This window comes from Mucilaginibacter sp. SG564, assembly GCF_013149275.1.
Taxonomy (GTDB): Bacteria; Bacteroidota; Bacteroidia; order Sphingobacteriales; family Sphingobacteriaceae; genus Mucilaginibacter.
Genome location: NZ_JABGNA010000010.1, coordinates 83,289 through 98,976, shown reverse-complemented (window position 1 = coordinate 98,976; position 15,688 = coordinate 83,289). Strand labels below are relative to the sequence as shown.

13 protein-coding genes are annotated in these 15,688 nt (G+C 42.5%); 4 read left to right on the top strand and 9 right to left on the bottom strand.

The genetic code is table 11. From position 1 onward, the window contains the following. Window positions 1-10 precede the first annotated feature (10 nt). From FHW89_RS22005 to FHW89_RS21995, 3 genes are all read right to left on the bottom strand, one after another. The gene (locus tag FHW89_RS22005; protein ID WP_172337212.1) at window positions 11-3,172 is read right to left on the bottom strand and encodes a TonB-dependent receptor; all 3,162 of its coding nucleotides are present in this window, start codon (window positions 3,170-3,172) and stop codon (window positions 11-13) included. A gap of 85 nt (window positions 3,173-3,257) precedes the next feature. Then, on the bottom strand, window positions 3,258-3,986 hold the full coding sequence (locus FHW89_RS22000; RefSeq protein WP_172337211.1) for a hypothetical protein: 729 nt from the start codon (window positions 3,984-3,986) through the stop codon (window positions 3,258-3,260). 623 nt (window positions 3,987-4,609) lie between these two features. Next, window positions 4,610-6,304, bottom strand: a complete 1,695-nt coding sequence (locus FHW89_RS21995; RefSeq protein ID WP_172337210.1) for a cellulase family glycosylhydrolase — start codon at window positions 6,302-6,304, stop codon at window positions 4,610-4,612. 1,065 nt (window positions 6,305-7,369) lie between these two features. On the opposite strand from FHW89_RS21995, the gene FHW89_RS21990 reads away from it, so the two are divergent. Further along, window positions 7,370-8,662 (top strand): alpha-L-fucosidase, encoded by a 1,293-nt coding sequence (locus tag FHW89_RS21990; RefSeq protein ID WP_216650653.1) that lies wholly within the window; start codon window positions 7,370-7,372, stop codon window positions 8,660-8,662. Window positions 8,663-8,672: 10 nt separating this feature from the next. Further along, on the top strand, window positions 8,673-9,668 hold the full coding sequence (locus FHW89_RS21985) for a glycoside hydrolase family 43 protein (protein WP_172337209.1): 996 nt from the start codon (window positions 8,673-8,675) through the stop codon (window positions 9,666-9,668). 307 nt (window positions 9,669-9,975) lie between these two features. Here the strand turns inward: FHW89_RS21985 and FHW89_RS29190 are convergent, their stop codons facing one another. Then, a complete protein-coding gene (locus FHW89_RS29190) occupies window positions 9,976-10,071 on the bottom strand; it encodes a hypothetical protein (protein WP_371742473.1) in 96 nt (31 codons plus the stop codon). A gap of 312 nt (window positions 10,072-10,383) precedes the next feature. Here FHW89_RS29190 and FHW89_RS29020 point away from each other — a divergent pair, with 312 nt between their 5' ends. Then, window positions 10,384-10,509 (top strand): hypothetical protein, encoded by a 126-nt coding sequence (locus FHW89_RS29020; RefSeq protein WP_256367813.1) that lies wholly within the window; start codon window positions 10,384-10,386, stop codon window positions 10,507-10,509. Between the two features lie 673 nt (window positions 10,510-11,182). On the opposite strand, the gene FHW89_RS21980 is transcribed toward FHW89_RS29020, so the two are convergent. Further along, window positions 11,183-11,656: a nuclear transport factor 2 family protein gene (locus FHW89_RS21980; protein WP_172337208.1), complete on the bottom strand. Its 474-nt coding sequence runs from the start codon at window positions 11,654-11,656 to the stop codon at window positions 11,183-11,185. 134 nt (window positions 11,657-11,790) lie between these two features. Here FHW89_RS21980 and FHW89_RS21975 point away from each other — a divergent pair, with 134 nt between their 5' ends. Next, a complete protein-coding gene (locus FHW89_RS21975) occupies window positions 11,791-12,570 on the top strand; it encodes a helix-turn-helix transcriptional regulator (protein ID WP_172337207.1) in 780 nt (259 codons plus the stop codon). Here the strand turns inward: FHW89_RS21975 and FHW89_RS21970 are convergent. The 4 genes from FHW89_RS21970 to FHW89_RS21955 all read right to left on the bottom strand — a co-directional run bounded on the left by FHW89_RS21970 (window position 12,545) and on the right by FHW89_RS21955 (window position 15,676). Beyond that, window positions 12,545-13,462 (bottom strand): DNA-3-methyladenine glycosylase, encoded by a 918-nt coding sequence (locus FHW89_RS21970; protein ID WP_172337206.1) that lies wholly within the window; start codon window positions 13,460-13,462, stop codon window positions 12,545-12,547. The two genes, FHW89_RS21975 and FHW89_RS21970, sit on opposite strands and share 26 nt — an antisense overlap. 30 nt (window positions 13,463-13,492) lie before the next feature. Next, entirely contained in the window at window positions 13,493-13,819 is a 327-nt protein-coding gene (locus FHW89_RS21965) for an MGMT family protein (protein ID WP_172337205.1), read from the bottom strand. Between the two features lie 18 nt (window positions 13,820-13,837). Next, complete coding sequence (locus FHW89_RS21960; protein ID WP_172337204.1) at window positions 13,838-14,761, bottom strand: Dyp-type peroxidase; 924 nt, start codon at window positions 14,759-14,761, stop codon at window positions 13,838-13,840. A 66-nt stretch (window positions 14,762-14,827) separates the two neighbouring features. After that, window positions 14,828-15,676 carry an SDR family NAD(P)-dependent oxidoreductase gene (locus tag FHW89_RS21955; protein WP_172337203.1) on the bottom strand — a complete coding sequence of 283 codons (849 nt, stop codon included), beginning with the start codon at window positions 15,674-15,676 and terminating at the stop codon, window positions 14,828-14,830. Window positions 15,677-15,688 lie beyond the last annotated feature (12 nt).

Here is a 15,688-nt window from a genome sequence, read left to right as displayed (position 1 = left end):
AATCTTGATTTTAATTATTGAGGGATACGTTTAAACCAACTGTGTAAACCCGCGGCTGCGCGTAATAGCCGTTATCGATTCCTGCTGCTAACGGGTTCCATGAACCTATTTCCGGATCATAGCCGGTATATTTGGTGATCGTGAAAACGTTGGTGACGTTAACATACACCCGGAGTGACCGTAATTTGATCTTATTCAATAGCTTATTGGAAAAACTATAGCCTAAAGCGATGCTCTTACATTTTAAAAATGAACCGCTTTCAATGTATTTGTCAGAAAAACGCTGGTTATCATTGCCACTGCTCTGGCTAATCCGGGTAATATTGGTTGACGGGTTGGTGATGTACACATTGTTGATATCCGAGGTGGAACCTGTCGGATCGATCAATCCAATTTTAGCAAAGTTGAACACTGAGGGGAAATAGCCAAAGTTTTGATTGGGGTTATCGCCATTTACCTTTAACTGGTTATAAAGTTTATTACCGTAATTACCAGCCATAAAAATATTCAGGTCGAAATTTTTATAATTAAAGCTGTTATTGATTCCATACTGGAATTTAGGTATAGGAGAACCCAAAAAGGTCTGGTCGTTAGCGTCGATTTTACCATCGCCGTTAATGTCTTTAAAAATAACGTCACCTACCCAGACACCACCAGAGCCGGGCGTTATAGGGATGGGGCCGCCGCCATTTTGAGATAACGCCGGATATTTGGCAAAGTCTGCGGCATTTTTGTAAATGCCCAGCACCTGGTATCCGTAAAACTCGCCGATAGAACGGCCAACCACAGTTTTGCTTACCGTGCCATAAATTGCCGGTGTGCCGTCAACCAGGGCAAGTACCTTGTTGATATTCCTGGTAAATGTAATGTTGCTGTTCCAGTTGAAATTTTTTGCTTTGATATTTTGGGTGGAAAGTGAAAACTCAAAACCCTTATTGCTCACCGCGCCTACATTTACATAGGGGGCTTGTACAGAGCCCGGCGCATACCCGCCGGCAGCAACTGTTCCCGAGTAATTGGGCAGGGGAAGACTTAGCAACAGGTTATTTGTTTTGCGGTAATATGCGTCGACGGAAAAACTGATCCTGCCATTTAAAACAGCTGCATCCAGGCCAACATTATATGACTTTGTAGTTTCCCACTTGATGTTGGGGTTGCCTGTCGTGGCAGTTATCTGTGAGTTGCCTGACAAGCCTGTGGATATGGTATTTAAAGTTGAACCATAAGCGTACTCCGCGATGTTTTGGTTGTTTACCAATCCGTAACCAAGTCTAAGTTTAAGATCGTTTATAGCTTTCACACTTTTAAGGAAGCTTTCGTGGTTTATTTTCCAGGCAAGTGCGCCGGAATAGGTCGTATTCCAGCGGTATGCTTCGGCAAATTTTGATGAACCATCGCGCCGTACGGTAGCGGTTAACAAATAACGGTCATCGTAGGTAAAGTTAGCCCTGCCGAAATAGGCCTCCAACGCACCCTGTCCTTTGACACCGCTATTGGTTGCCGTTGTCGCATCACCACTGCTGATCGTTTGCACGTTATTGCTCGGAAAGTTGGTTCGGGTAGCTGTAATACCGCTGCTTTTGAGCAATTGTGCTTCGTGGCCCGCAACTACGTTTACCCAGTATTTTTTGGCAAACGTATGCTGATAGGTTAAATAATTGGAGATGGAATTATAGAAATTTTGCGCGCTTGAGGCTGTACCGTTATTATTTGTCTTGGTATAAGCGCCCATAACATAGCTTGGATTAAAATAATCCTCGGTAGCAAAGTCAAAATTTCCGGCTACTTCATTGCGCAGGGTTAGATCCCGGGTAAATTGAATTTCCGCATAAGCGTTACCGATTAATTGGTAACGGCTTTTAAAATCCTTTACAATAGTGGCTATCGCGAATGGGTTGGTACCGGTAGCGCCATAAATATTAGGATCATTACCACCCCAGGTACCATCAGGGTTTACCACGGCGACATCGGGCGTTTGGTTAAGCGCCTGCAAGATCACGCCTGTATTAGAAGTGCTGACATTTTCTGCTACGTGCGCCATATTGAGGTTTATACCAACTTTTAACCAGTCGGTGGTTTTATTATCAATACTTGCTTTTACAGAAGTTCTTTTAAAATCCGATCCCAAGGCAATACCCTCCTGCGAGAAATAGGTGCCTGATATATAGTATTTTGTCCTGGCATCGCCGCCGCTAATGGCCACATTATGGTTCAGCATAGGGGCCGTACGAAACAGGGCCTTTTGCCAGTTGGTACCTGGGCCCAGGTATTGCGGATTGGCAAATTGCGGCCTCATATCATAACCGATAATGGCTGATTTTTCGTTCATGAAAGTGGCGTATTGGGGCAAATCCATTACAGCGTAATATTTTGGCAATTTTTGCCAGCCCTGGTAGCCATCATAGCTAATGAGGGGAGCACCTACAGCTCCTTTTTTAGTAGTAATAATAATTACCCCATTGGATGCCTGTGAACCGTAAATAGCCGTGGCTGAAGCATCTTTTAAAACGTCTATTGAGGCTATATCCGATGGGTTGATACTGGATAGTGGGTTAGTACCATTGCCGGGGATGGCAGACTGCCCATTCGGCGGGATCTGTACCCCGTCAATCACGTATAAGGGAGGCGCACCTAAAAAGCCCCCTAAGCCGCGGATCTGGACATTCACGTCACCACCGGGTTGGCCAGACACTTGCTGCACAATTACCCCGGGCACTCGTCCCTGCAGGGCTTGGTCAAATGTTGTTGGCTGAGCCTTTAACAAATCTGCAGCAGTAACCGACGATATGGAGCCGGTAAGATCAGGTCGTTTCCTGGTGCCGTAACCAATCACCACTACCTCACTCAAATCGTTCATGGAAGGCTTGAGGGCTACATTTATTACTGCCGATGACCCTACGTATATTTGCTGGGAGTTATAACTTATAAAGCTAAAAACCAGTATATCATTGGGTTTGGCATTGATAGCATAGCTGCCATCAGTGCCGGATAGCGTGCCTATGGGTGAGTCTTTTACCTTAACAGTTACACCGGGCAAGGGCCGGGAGTCGTCTGCACTGATAATTTTACCTGTAATTTTTATGCTTTGCGCGTAGCTCGCAAATGAAAAAAACAGTGCGTTAACAAGGAGCCAGCAACGGATGGCTGGTCCCCACTTTAATTTTTTTCTCATCTTTTCAATAAATTTAGATTGGTAAATAATTGGTTCATAAAATTGGATTTGTGTTTAAAACTTTAGGGTTACTTTTTTTCCGGTGTTATATTTGGTGGTTATTATTCAATTCTAAATGCAGAAGATTAGGCTTGTTACGCATCATCAGCGAATAGTTTAACCCTGATAACGACTGATAATCACGCGTATCATCAAATTTGATTAAGGGGTAATTGCCCAATAAAATGCTATGATTTTTGCTAAATGTCAGAAAGGGTGCCGCGGCCTCAATGGTATTCCGCAACAATTTCAGATATTGATTTATAAAGTTTACGATCCTGTTTTGTTGCTGTCCCAGGTCATAGATGACTTTTTTTGCCAGGCTCTTGAAGGTTTGGGTAATATGACAAGGGCTTTCTATATTATTTGATGTAAAGGCAAATGAAGGTTCTGCGTTTTTACTTAAGATAAGCTTGTCTATTTTATCATTAAAGATCATCTTGTCCAGAAGCCTTATTTGAGCTATAACTGATGATTTGGGCAGCAATACTTGATTGCCTTTTTGAACCATGTTCCAATTAACAGATTGGCTTGACCGATCCATGGCTGTCAAAATCTGGATTAGGTGGAAGTCATTTTTAGAAACAGTTGTAACGCGGAGGATTTTGTCTGAGATGACTCGCATACCCAGCAAGGGTGTTTCATGTGTTGATTTTTGCGGCGAATTAATAATAATTCCGTCGGCAACACTTTTATAGGCAGCTTGTGCACCAGCATGTGCTCTTAAAGCAGCAAGAAAGACAGTACAGGTACTCCATAGTACGTGTTTTGCCATAGTATTAGTTAATTAGGGTTATAATATTAATTGGTTATAGCCGATGAACAGAAACCTCATATCAGTTGATATCAAGATTTATCATCGGTTTGAATGTTGTAAAATTAAATGCCGGAAAGCAATCGATTGTTTACAAATGGGGGCACAAATGTAAACCTTATTTAACTATCTGATATTTAGTATTTTATATTTTTTTGAATAGAAATATGATGTTAACGGCCTAATAAAATATCCGGATAATTAATATCAGGGTAGGAGTAAGTTACTTGAGATTTAATATGATCTCCTGGCTGGGAGGGTCAACATAGGTAGAATTCCCTATGCTTGTGGTATAAACCTGCCAAATCAGGATAGCCTGCTTTTCCACGTATTACGGAGCAGGAGGAAAAGCAATATTTGAAATTTATGTTTTCTTAAACACCAGATTTGGTATTAGGAATGATACTTGGATTAAATACGCTTGATGAGATAATTAAATTAATTAAGCGGACTATGCCGTCGTTTTTAGTATCCCAGATTTTTGATTTTGTAATATAGATACGGTAATTCCGGCTACAATTCGTTTAAAGACCAAATCCCGAATGAAATATCCGTTCGGGATTTGGTTTTTAATTAGGAGTTCCTTATATTTTTACAAATCCCCATTGCTGATTTCGGTTTCCTGAGTAAGTCCATTGAGTAACTGCAACACCGTTATTGAGCGATGCCCCGGTAACATCCAAAGCCTTTCCACTATTTGCGTTGATGATCTTATAATATCCGTTGTCGGTTATCTGAATTGACCATTTTTGATTTGAACCACCATTGTAATCCCATAGATCTACTTGTCCGCCGTTACCTGTGTTCCCGCCATAAACTTCCAAACACTTTCCTGTAGCATGCATAGGGGTTAACCTGTAATAGCCACCTCCCGCATCTTCTACTTTAAATTGCTGATTTGCCCCTGTTACGTAATCCCATTGATCGGCTTGGGTCTGATTTGCAGTTCCCCAGCCCGCAAATTCCAGGGCTTTAAAACTGTTCCTGCTGTAAATCTGGTAAACCTGGCCAACCTGAATTGTTGAAGAGGTGTTATTTTGCGCTCCCTGCATAATTGCGGCTAAGCCTTGCTGGTCGTAAATGCTGTTGTTCTGCCTGTTAATAATTCTACCCGGGTTGGTTGAGTCCGTACCACCGGAATCAAAATAAAATGGTTTTAACCCATATTGTAACGCCTGGTGGACAAAATAATTAAGGTAATAACCTCTGCTTGCAAGTTGCAGGTTTAAGGCATCGCCGGTAAGGCCTAATCTGCGGTTTACTGCATATTCTCCCAGCATAACAGGAATGCCCTTATCAACAAACTTTGTTTTCATCAACGAAAGTTCTGAAGTCATATATGACTCTTCACCCCAAGTAGCATTTCGTGAAGCGTCGGTTGTAGAATGATACCCGCTGCCCCAATAATAGAACATATTACCCCAGCTTGCATCCGATGTCAAAAAACAAAACTGAGCCGGGTCATAATAATGTACTTCAACCATTAAACGGTTGCTTGCCGGATCTGTAGGGAGTGTATTCATTAAATTGTTGGTGCCGTCAATATTAGTGCTTGGCCCTTGGACAAGCAGCACCCTGTAACTGTTATGCCCCCCGGTTGATCTGACCGCGTTAACAAAAGTTTGATGATAGGAAAGCAGCACGCTCATCCCTGTGGCGTCGGATACAGCAGGCTCGTTGGCGCTGGCAAATATCACATGCTCGTCAAAACCGCGCATTTGCGTAGCTATTTGCTCCCAAAAGGCTTTTTGTCTGGCATTAACTGCGGCCTGTGCAGCGGTAGTACAATTGTTCTCCAGCCATCCCCCGTCCCAATGGATGTTTAGTATCACATATAACCCGTCGTTCACACAGTATTGGACAACTTGCTGTACCCTATTAAGCCATGTTTGTTGGATTTTGGCAGTAGCGCTGTCGGCATACTGATTCCAGGCACAAGGAATACGCACGGCTGTAAAGCCGGCTTTTTTAACTTCGTCAATTAGTGCCTGGGTCACCGTTGGATTACCCCAATAGGTTTCACCGCCTATCGCTTCCAGTGTGTTGCCGATATTCCAACCCAATTGAAACTTTGATGCAAGCTGGGCGGCTGTACTGGTTACCCCCGTTTGATCTGGCGGTAGGGGAGATGTGTTGTAATTTGGATAACTGGTTATAGCCAATGTGGTAACTGTTTTGGAAACAGGCTGTTTAACATTTGGGCTGATAATTTGTTGTTTTTGGCATCTGGTGAATAATAAAATCACCAGGATGCCGATGAAGTAGTTTAGTTTTCTCATATGATGGTTTAATTGGTTATGCAAAAACAAGTAAATAGAGCCGCATGCTCAAACACTTTTTGTTTTGATGATTATGCTTCTATTTTGAAATTATAAGGTTATTCGGGCGTAAAGCCACTTTGGCCTATTGGTTTAGTGACAAAAATATAGAGCTACAAGGTCACGAAAGTGAATAAATAGGGTACTAAATGTTTAATTTATAAGAAATTTACGCTGTTCATGAGATGATCATTCAAAAAACTTTAATTATCTATTGGTTAATTGATACTTTATTGCTGTTAGAATCTTAGGAGTGTTTTTGGTCGAATTATCTGGTTTTAGTTTTGATTCGATTTTGCTTGCTTGTATTTATGGGTATTTCGTTCTTTAGCCATTTGTGGTCTCATATTGTCATGATTCTGCGAAAGCCTAACAAATTATGCTGCTTTTCGATACGATTGGTTAATAGGCCCCCGAACCAACGGCGTAAGTTTTATCACAATTCCATTGAGAAGGAAGTTCTGTCCGTATCCTTAATTGAATTTTATTATTTAATACTTTCATTGCTTCCTGCCAGGATTAAATTAAGCTAAATTGAACAACTCTATATAAATGAGGTATGTTTTAAAGATGCCAGCGGAATGTCGTGTTCGTACAAAATAAAGTCTGATTTAGGTAACTCATCGAATACGACTTTAATTAATTTTGAGCTTATCCGTATAATACTATTTAACAGTTCGGAGAATGGCGAATATTAATTAAAGTAGGAATGCCGGAAACGTCAATGAACCTAAATAAAAAATAAATTTCACGTAAGTTTTTGTATTAAAGCTTTCATACCAACAGGGCAGTATTAGTTGAATTGTTGCCTGATCATTACTATGTGACCATATTAGGTGGATTTGTATGACAATTTTAAACGTTCAGTTAACCAATTTAATCTAATAAATACAAAAATGACTGTGTTGATTATTTAAGTGATCACATTTTGAAGCCAAAATTATGTTGAAACAAAAAATGAAAATTATTGCAGCCGGGCTTATGTTAATGCTTATTTGGCATTCTTTTATCGCAAAGAGCCAGCAAATGAGCGAGGTGGAAAAAAAATCAATGGAGAAAGGAAAGATCTATCCTTCGTTAAAAGGTGTGGGGCAGGGCGTATCAGGCCCGGGTTCCAATCTGCCGCCCGAAAAGATGCAATGGTGGGAAGACCAGAAATTTGGAATGTTCATCCATTGGGGCCTATATGCAATTCCGGCCACAGGTGAATGGACCATGTTCAACCAAAAGATACCGGCCGGGGAATATGCCAAACTGGCTGATCAGTTTGATCCGAAGCATTTCAGTGCTGCGGAATGGGCTAAGGTGGCGAAAGAGGCTGGCATGAAGTATATGGTAATGGTTAGCAGGCATCATGATGGTTTTGCCCTTTGGAACAGCCCCTCAAGTTATCAGCATTTTGATAGTTGGGAAACTGCTGCTCACCGCGATTTTGTAAAGGAGTATACCGATGCTTGCCGTAAGGCGGGGCTCTATGTAGGCATTTATTACTCTCCGCTGGACTGGCGTTTTCCCGGTTATTTCGACCCTAAGGGACTTCCTGACAATGCCGCGCTGCTTAAGAAACAAACGTATGGGCAGGTAGAAGAGCTCATGAAAAACTATGGCAAAATAGATATCTTGTGGTACGATGGCGGCTGGCTGGCGCATAAAGGTACTGATGCCGACGCGGCATGGTTTTGGGAGCCGTTAAAACTTAATGCCATGGTACGCAGCTATAACCCGGATGTGGTCATTAACCCAAGGTCAGGAATGGTTGGTGATTTCCAGACCGACGAAGGCGGCGCAGATGTTAAGGGGCCCATTATCCCCTTTCCCTGGGAAAAATGCCTGAACCTTAATGAAACAAGCTGGGGATATAATAAAGCTCAGCGATTGATGCCCTTGAAACGGATTATAGATATGCTTGTTAATACGGTTGACCGCGGGGGGAATATATTATTAAATGTAGGACCGGACCCGGATGGCGTCATTCCTCCTTCACATGTGGAGCGGCTGAAAGAAGTGGGGAAGTGGTTAGCGAAAAATGGCGAAGGCATATATCAAACGCGTCCCGGACCTTTTCAACCTGTTGATGATTTTTATGGAGCAACCTGCAGAGGCAATAAAATATATATTCACCTGTTGAAAATGCCAACAGGTGAAAGCGTTGTTAAATTACCACCAATTAAGCAGGTTATCACGGCATGTACCGTATTGCATGGTAAAAAAGTTAAATTTCATCAGGACACAACTGGCATCAGTCTTAACCTGGCAACAGTACAATTAGATTCACTGGTAACCACCCTGGTGTTAAAAACCCAAGACAATCAGAATTAATTAACGATAAATGAAATATACCCTGCTTTTTTTGTTACTGATAGCCTGTAACAGCTTGTCGCTTTCAAAGTGTATACACGCTGTGAATGACCGGCGTTCTGATAACGATGTTTTGATGGATACAGATGGAAAACCTGTTAATGCACATGGGGCCGGGGTATTGTATTACAAATGTGTTTATTATCTTTTTGGTGAAGTAAAGAAAGGTAAAACCTGGCTTGTCCCTAAGCAGAGCTGGGAAGACTTCCGGGTTCCGGCCGGAGGGGTTTCCTGTTATTCTTCTACAGATCTTAAACATTGGAAAAACAGGGGTGTGGTTTTAAAGCCTACTACAAATAATCCCGGTTATGACCTGGATACTGGTAGGGTTATTGAAAGGCCCAAGGTGATTTATAATGAGCGTACAAAGAAATTTGTGATGTGGATGCATATAGACAAGAATGACTATAGTTATTCCCGGGGAGGTGTTGCCATAAGCGATAAGCCTTTCGGACCCTATAAATACCTGGGCAGTGTAAAACCTAACGACCAGATGTTAAGAGATATGACCTTGTTTAAAGACGATGATGGAAAGGCTTATCTTATTTATTCGTCCGAGAATAACAATACTATGCATGTTTGTTTGCTAAGCGATGATTACCTGAAACCAACAAAAACGTATACCCGGATATTGGTGGACAAAGGGAGGGAAAGCCCGGCTATTTTTAAAAACGAGGGCAAATACTTTTTAATTACGTCCGGCTGTTCTGGCTGGTCGCCTAATGCAGCTTCTTATGCTGTTGCCGATCACATCATGGGGCCATGGACAGAACGTGAAAATCCATGTAAAGGAGTAAACGCCGAAGTATCCTTTTTTTCGCAGGGGGGATTTGTACTGCCTGTAGCAAACAAGCCGGGTACATTTATTTTTATGGGCGACAGATGGAATAAAACCGACCTGGAGAAATCAACCTACTTATGGCTGCCTGTTCATATAACAAATGATAAAATAGAAATTTATCGATGAGATAACAGTGGCTTTTCAATTTTGGAGACCCATAATTATCTGTTTAGAGAATTGAGGAAACATATAAAAGAATCCGATTGCAGAGGCATTTTTATTTTTGTTCCGGTTTATATGCAATTGAGTACCGAAAGCAAGTCGATTAATCTTGAGATCCAACTGTTTGAGAAATGTTGAAGCTTCGGGACCTGTGCAAGCTAAAGACCTTTTGTTTGAACATAATCTACAAGCTAAACAGATAGTGGCCAGATTCCCATCAGTCTGCTGATTCAGATCATAGAATTAATAAACTAACAACCTTTTTTGAACTTCATCGACAATAGTGGCCAAGATCGGTACGCAGCTTGCCCCATTTGGTGCTGGCATCGCCATTTACAAATTCGATCAGGTCAAGCGCGTCCTGCATATAAGGATATTTTGAAACCTTTTAGTCGCACTGATTATTTCGTCATATTGCAACTTTTCAGACATGCTCCGCTACCCACATTTTCGAAAGATATAAATTACTCCACAAAGCTAAAGAAAAGAGGTTGTTCTCATTAGTGAAAACAACCTCTTTTCTTTGGGCGTATGTTTTACGAAAGCCGTTAGCTCATGATCATTGAATTTATTTGAGAGGCAGTCTCAAAAGTAAAATTTAGGCCTTGAGAGTCATCTATATGAAAACTTACTCCACCACCTACCCGAATAAATTAAAGAAAAGAGCCTGTATCGAGGTATGACCCTGGAACTAATACCTCAGTGCGATGAAGTCGCTAAAGTCAGCAGGGACGCTAAGAAAGAGGTAGAGGCATGGATCAAAAACGAGATCCGGTCGTTAAGCATTGACGAAACTAAAGAATAAACCCCGGTTGCGGCCAGCGGCTGCACGCTACCCGCGATAGAGCGGGTTGCCTGCTACCGCCGGCCTCACCTCCCGCAGCAAGACGGAAATTCGCTGCGTTCATAACCGACTTGCTTTTCCCCTTGCCCCAATATTACATTCTCATTCACCAATACAGCGAAGTTAGCCCACGCCGGGATAAAACGTCAAGGCTACACAAGCGGGCGGGAGTTGTTCGCTTTCAGAGGCCCCGCCCGGCCTTGACATTTTCCCCGGCTACGCGCTATTGGTTGCTCAACTGGTAAGAATGGAATGTTGTGCGCTTGAATTGCAGGGTATGAATGTCCGCTTATACAGCCGTTCCGGTGGGGCTGTTTTGGGCGGTAAAGTCGCCATCCCATGTTTGTCTGCTTATGTCGTTATATTCGACGATGAACTAAGGTTGTCCTGGCAACTGAAAAAACAAATGCCCTATTGCGAAAACAGGACTTATATACCAAAGCCCTAATTCAATCATAAGCCTAAGCCTTTAAGGCTGGTTATGCGAAATCCATCAATTTGTCCGCAATTTCTTGTTTAACATCATCGCAAGGTCTTCGCTATTTAAAGATAATTTCAAACGGGGTAAAAACGCTCTGTTTAGGGATTAACCGAATGATAACCGCGAGTTGTAAATTAGAGAAGTTCTCTTTTTTTATTTTTGAGCACGGTTACTGCTGAACGAATCGCGGTACATTTTCCATCCGTTCTTCGTCTTCTTCCACAACACCAGAAATTTGCCATCGTCAAATACTTTTCCATGAGCATCAAAAGATTGCCAAAGACCTTCTTCGGTAACATATTCCCGGCCATCACCATAGATATTTTTAGTGATGAATTTGCCCCCCTTCAAGCCATATTTTTCGTAGCCATCCTTAAAAAATTTGGCCATCCCGGCATGATCACATATGGCAGGAGAATTAGGTGGCAGCAAACAGGCATCGTCTGCATAATGATTAAGAATAGAACCATCATTTTTGGCAATGGCTATAAAATAAGTAGCATTGCTTGCCGCGATCGCTTTTTTGGCATCTTGTAACGAGGCATCATTCGGATTCGATTGCGCGTTTGCCATGAAATGCATCAATGGCAGGAAAAGCATCCAAAGGAATTTCTTATAATTTTTCATCTTCATAAATTTTAATCGTTTTAACAAAAGTAAAGTCCTGATTACAAGTAAAATTGTAAAAAAACGAACAAATATAAGCTGTGGCATTTTTACCAGACGTTTAATGATTTTTTATAATATCATTATCTTTAATTATGCGAGATAGGGTATTCTTTCCGTCGGATATTTTAAAACCTTTTGTAAAAAATTACTGGACGTGCCGCCACGATACGGATGTGCTGGAGGTGATGTATCCGAGCGGCTGTGTAGAGCTCTGTATAGATATCTCCACCAATGATACCGTAAGGCACCGGGGAAATAACGCCATGAAGGTGCCCAGTTTGGAAGTGTTAGGCCACTGGACAATCCCAACCATGGCTGCGCTCACCAAAGGAAATACATGCCTCATCACACGGTTCCATCCGCATGCCAGCGCGCTTTTTTTTCCAAACCCGGCTTCCGATTTTACTAATGAGTCAATTGATCTCTGTGATCTTTTCAACAAAGAGTCGGATGATTTTTATAATCGCTTAATGGAACAACGCACGATAGAACAGAAGGTAGAGGTTTTGGAAGCGTTCCTGATCCAGAGATTGGTGAGGAACAAAAGGAGTGACCATCAGTTAAAATTAGTGGAACATTTGTGCAATTATGTTGCTCAGGAAAACAGGACCTTCAATATTCAAAGCCTGTCGGAGCACTATGGTTTTTCTGAGCGTTATATTCAAAAACTTTTTATGAATTGGGTTGGTATAACGCCTCGAAGGTTTTTTTCTGTTCAGCGGTTTAACAAGAGCCTGGAGTTATTAAGATCATCGCCTCAACCGCTCACTTCCATAGCTTTTGAGTGCGGCTATTATGATCAGGCACATTTTATAAAAGAGTTTAAATCTTATACCGGTTTAACGCCTAATCAGGTGAAAAAGCTTTATTAATTTCTGGTCTTGGTGCAAGGCTTCGCCAAAGATAAAATACCAGGTAGGCCTCCCAATCTTTAAACTTTTCAAACAGCGTATACATATTTTGTAGCTCTGTTTTATTGGTGATGACATCATGGCTTAGCAGCGCGTTGAGCAACCCTGCATCGCCGAATGGTACAGCTGTTTGATCGCGCAGGCATTTCATCAGCACATAGTTGGCTGTCCATACGCCAATGCCTTTTTGCGCGGTAAGCAGGTTACGGCGTGAAAGGGCATCGGGTAGCGCTTTAAGCATAGCCTTATCGATTTTTCCAGTCGCGAATGCTGTTGCGGCGTTTTTTAAATAGGCGACTTTGCTACCGGAGAGCTGCATCTCCCTGAGATCATCAGGATCGGCCGCCGCGATTGCCTCTGGAGAGGGGAATACATAATATACTTCGCCTTCATGCTCAATAAAGTCCCCGTACTTTTCAATCAACCTGCGTTTGAGTTTGTAGGCAAAAGTCAAGTTGATTTGCTGACCCATAATGGCCCAGGCCAGGGCTTCGAACAGATCGGGCATACCAATCAGTTTCAGGCCATTAAAGTCTTCGGCCATGTAATACAGCCTGTCATCGGTTTTCAGGAGTTCATAAAATGGTGCGATGTCTGCCTCCAGATCAAACCATTCGCTGATGAAGCTTTTAACGAACGTCGCTTTTTCTTCGGTACGTTCTCCGCAAAGCCATTCTATTTTTACCGACTGCACGCCTGGTGTAATTTTCACCAGGAATTTGTCATCGCCAATTTTAAAAGCCCTGAATACACTATTATTTTTAACCCGGTACATGGGCTCGTCAAAACCGCGGGATAAAAACCACAGTATTTCTTCCGGATTGATAGGCTGGGTTAATAAGATCTCCTCCATTTAAAGCTATTCGGTGTGGCTTTGGCCCGCTTATTCTATTTCAATTTTAGGGTCCCAGAAAAGCCCCTTGAACTGGGCTACTTTCCCGTTTCGTACAACTACACCTTCCTGCTCCAGCATTTGTATGCGCCATTTTCCCCCGCTGTTTTCCGGTGGCGAAATATGACCGCTGCTGTTAACCACACGATGCGCCGGTAGGGTTTTGTTATCATGATCAATCATGCCCATAGCATGGCCCACCATCCTGGCTGTACCATAGCCCAGCGCTTTAGCTATCGCGCCATAGGAAGTTACACGACCTGTTGGAATGAGCTCCACTACCTGGAAAACATCATCATTAAATTGCCTGGTATCCATTATATTTTGATCAGAAAATTAATCAGAAAAGCTATCCAACATGTCAAATGTGGGTACAAAAAACAGGGTTCCGGTTTTGGCTGTGCTGAAATCGAGGATCCTGTCATAGTTCCCTTCAGGCGAGCCAATAAACATATTGGTCAGCATCAACTGTACTGTACTGAATGTACTGGCATAAGCTATAAAATAAGTTCCCATTTCATTAGTCCCCATATTGCCAAACGGCATATTATCGCGAACAATCTTCAAATCATCGCCAACATTGGCCAAGGCAATATGGGAGTTAGATGGTTTTACGTCATCGCTCATTTCAATATCATTCGCTTTGTAACGCCCCATTACTTTCTCCTGTTGTTCTGTAGAAAGTCCTTTCCATGCGGTTAAATCGTGGATATATTTTTGAGTGAAAAGATAACTCCCGCCCTGATAAGCGGGATCATCATCGCCTATCATGCTGAAAAACTCGCGCTCCTGTCCGTGTGGATTTTCAGTACCGTCAACAAAGCCTAAAATAGAGCGGCTGTCCCAATACCTGAAACCATGGATCTCCTCTGTACTGATGGCCACGGGACTTAAAACGTCAGTTATAGCAGATGCGATATCATAACAGATACTGGTAGTATCTGCCCGGATATGAAAATGCAGATCCCCTTTGGTAGCAACCGCCGTGTGTTTACTGCCTGCGATAGGCTCAAAATTTGCTAATTCTTTAGGTAACGGGGTAGGAAGACCGAGCCGGAGCCAGGCATCGTACCCAATACCCATTACACAGCTTGCCCGCGAAACAGGGAAACGGATATTTGCAGAATTATTAAGGTTGATAATCAGCTTACAAAGTTGACTGAAAGTATCTTTCACTTCTACATCATCCTTAAAACTCCAGACCATAAATATGGTATTGTTATTGGTATAGTCAGTTACATTCTGCGAATCCGGCTTCATAAATTATAATATCTATTGTGTGTTACGAAAATAAACAAAATCGTCAACCGCATTATAATAAGCTCATTAATTCTGATCGGGAAAATCAGCCCCTATAGTGGTTGCTTTCCAGGTCTCAAGTTCATCAGCCATCGCGGCCAGTTTTTCTGATGCACGCTTATAAGCGTCGCGGCCAAGATACAGGTGTAATGGTGGTTGCTGATCTTCGGAGATCTGGATCAATATTTTGGCTGCCTTATCCGGATCGCCGGGTTGTTTGCCATTGGCTGCCAGGTAACGTTCCTGCGTATTTTTTACCGCCTGGTAACCCTCAATTTTACTTTCGGTATAAGCCAGTGAATTTTGGGTGAGGAAACCGGTGCGGAAACCTGATGGTTCCACCGCGGTTACTTTGATACCAAATTCTTTAACATCAAGCGCCAGCACTTCAGAAAAGGCAGTTACCGCGGCTTTGGTTGCCGAATATATTGACCAGCCCGGTGCGCCTACAAAACCTGCAACAGAACTCATATTGATAATAAAACCGCTTTTCTGCTTACGCATAACGGGTAGTACGCTCCGGGTAACGTTGATGGTGGCCAGAACATTCACATCAAAAATATTTTTGATATCCTGCTCTACTATTTCTTCTACCGTACCGGCCATGCCATAACCGGCATTATTAACAAGCACATCAATTTGCCCGAAAGCGGTAATGGTTTGCCTGATGGATTCTTCGATGCAATCCAGGTTATTCAAATCTACCGCCAGCGGAAGAAAACGGTCAGTGTCTATCAGCCCAACAGCATCTTTAAGGGTTTGCGCGTTGCGCGAGGTGGCGGCTACCCGGTAGCCACTATGCAATAGCTTTTTTACCAGGTTAAGCCCCAATCCTTGTGAGGCTCCTGTGATATACCATACTTTTGACGAGTTCATAGCCTTGTTTTT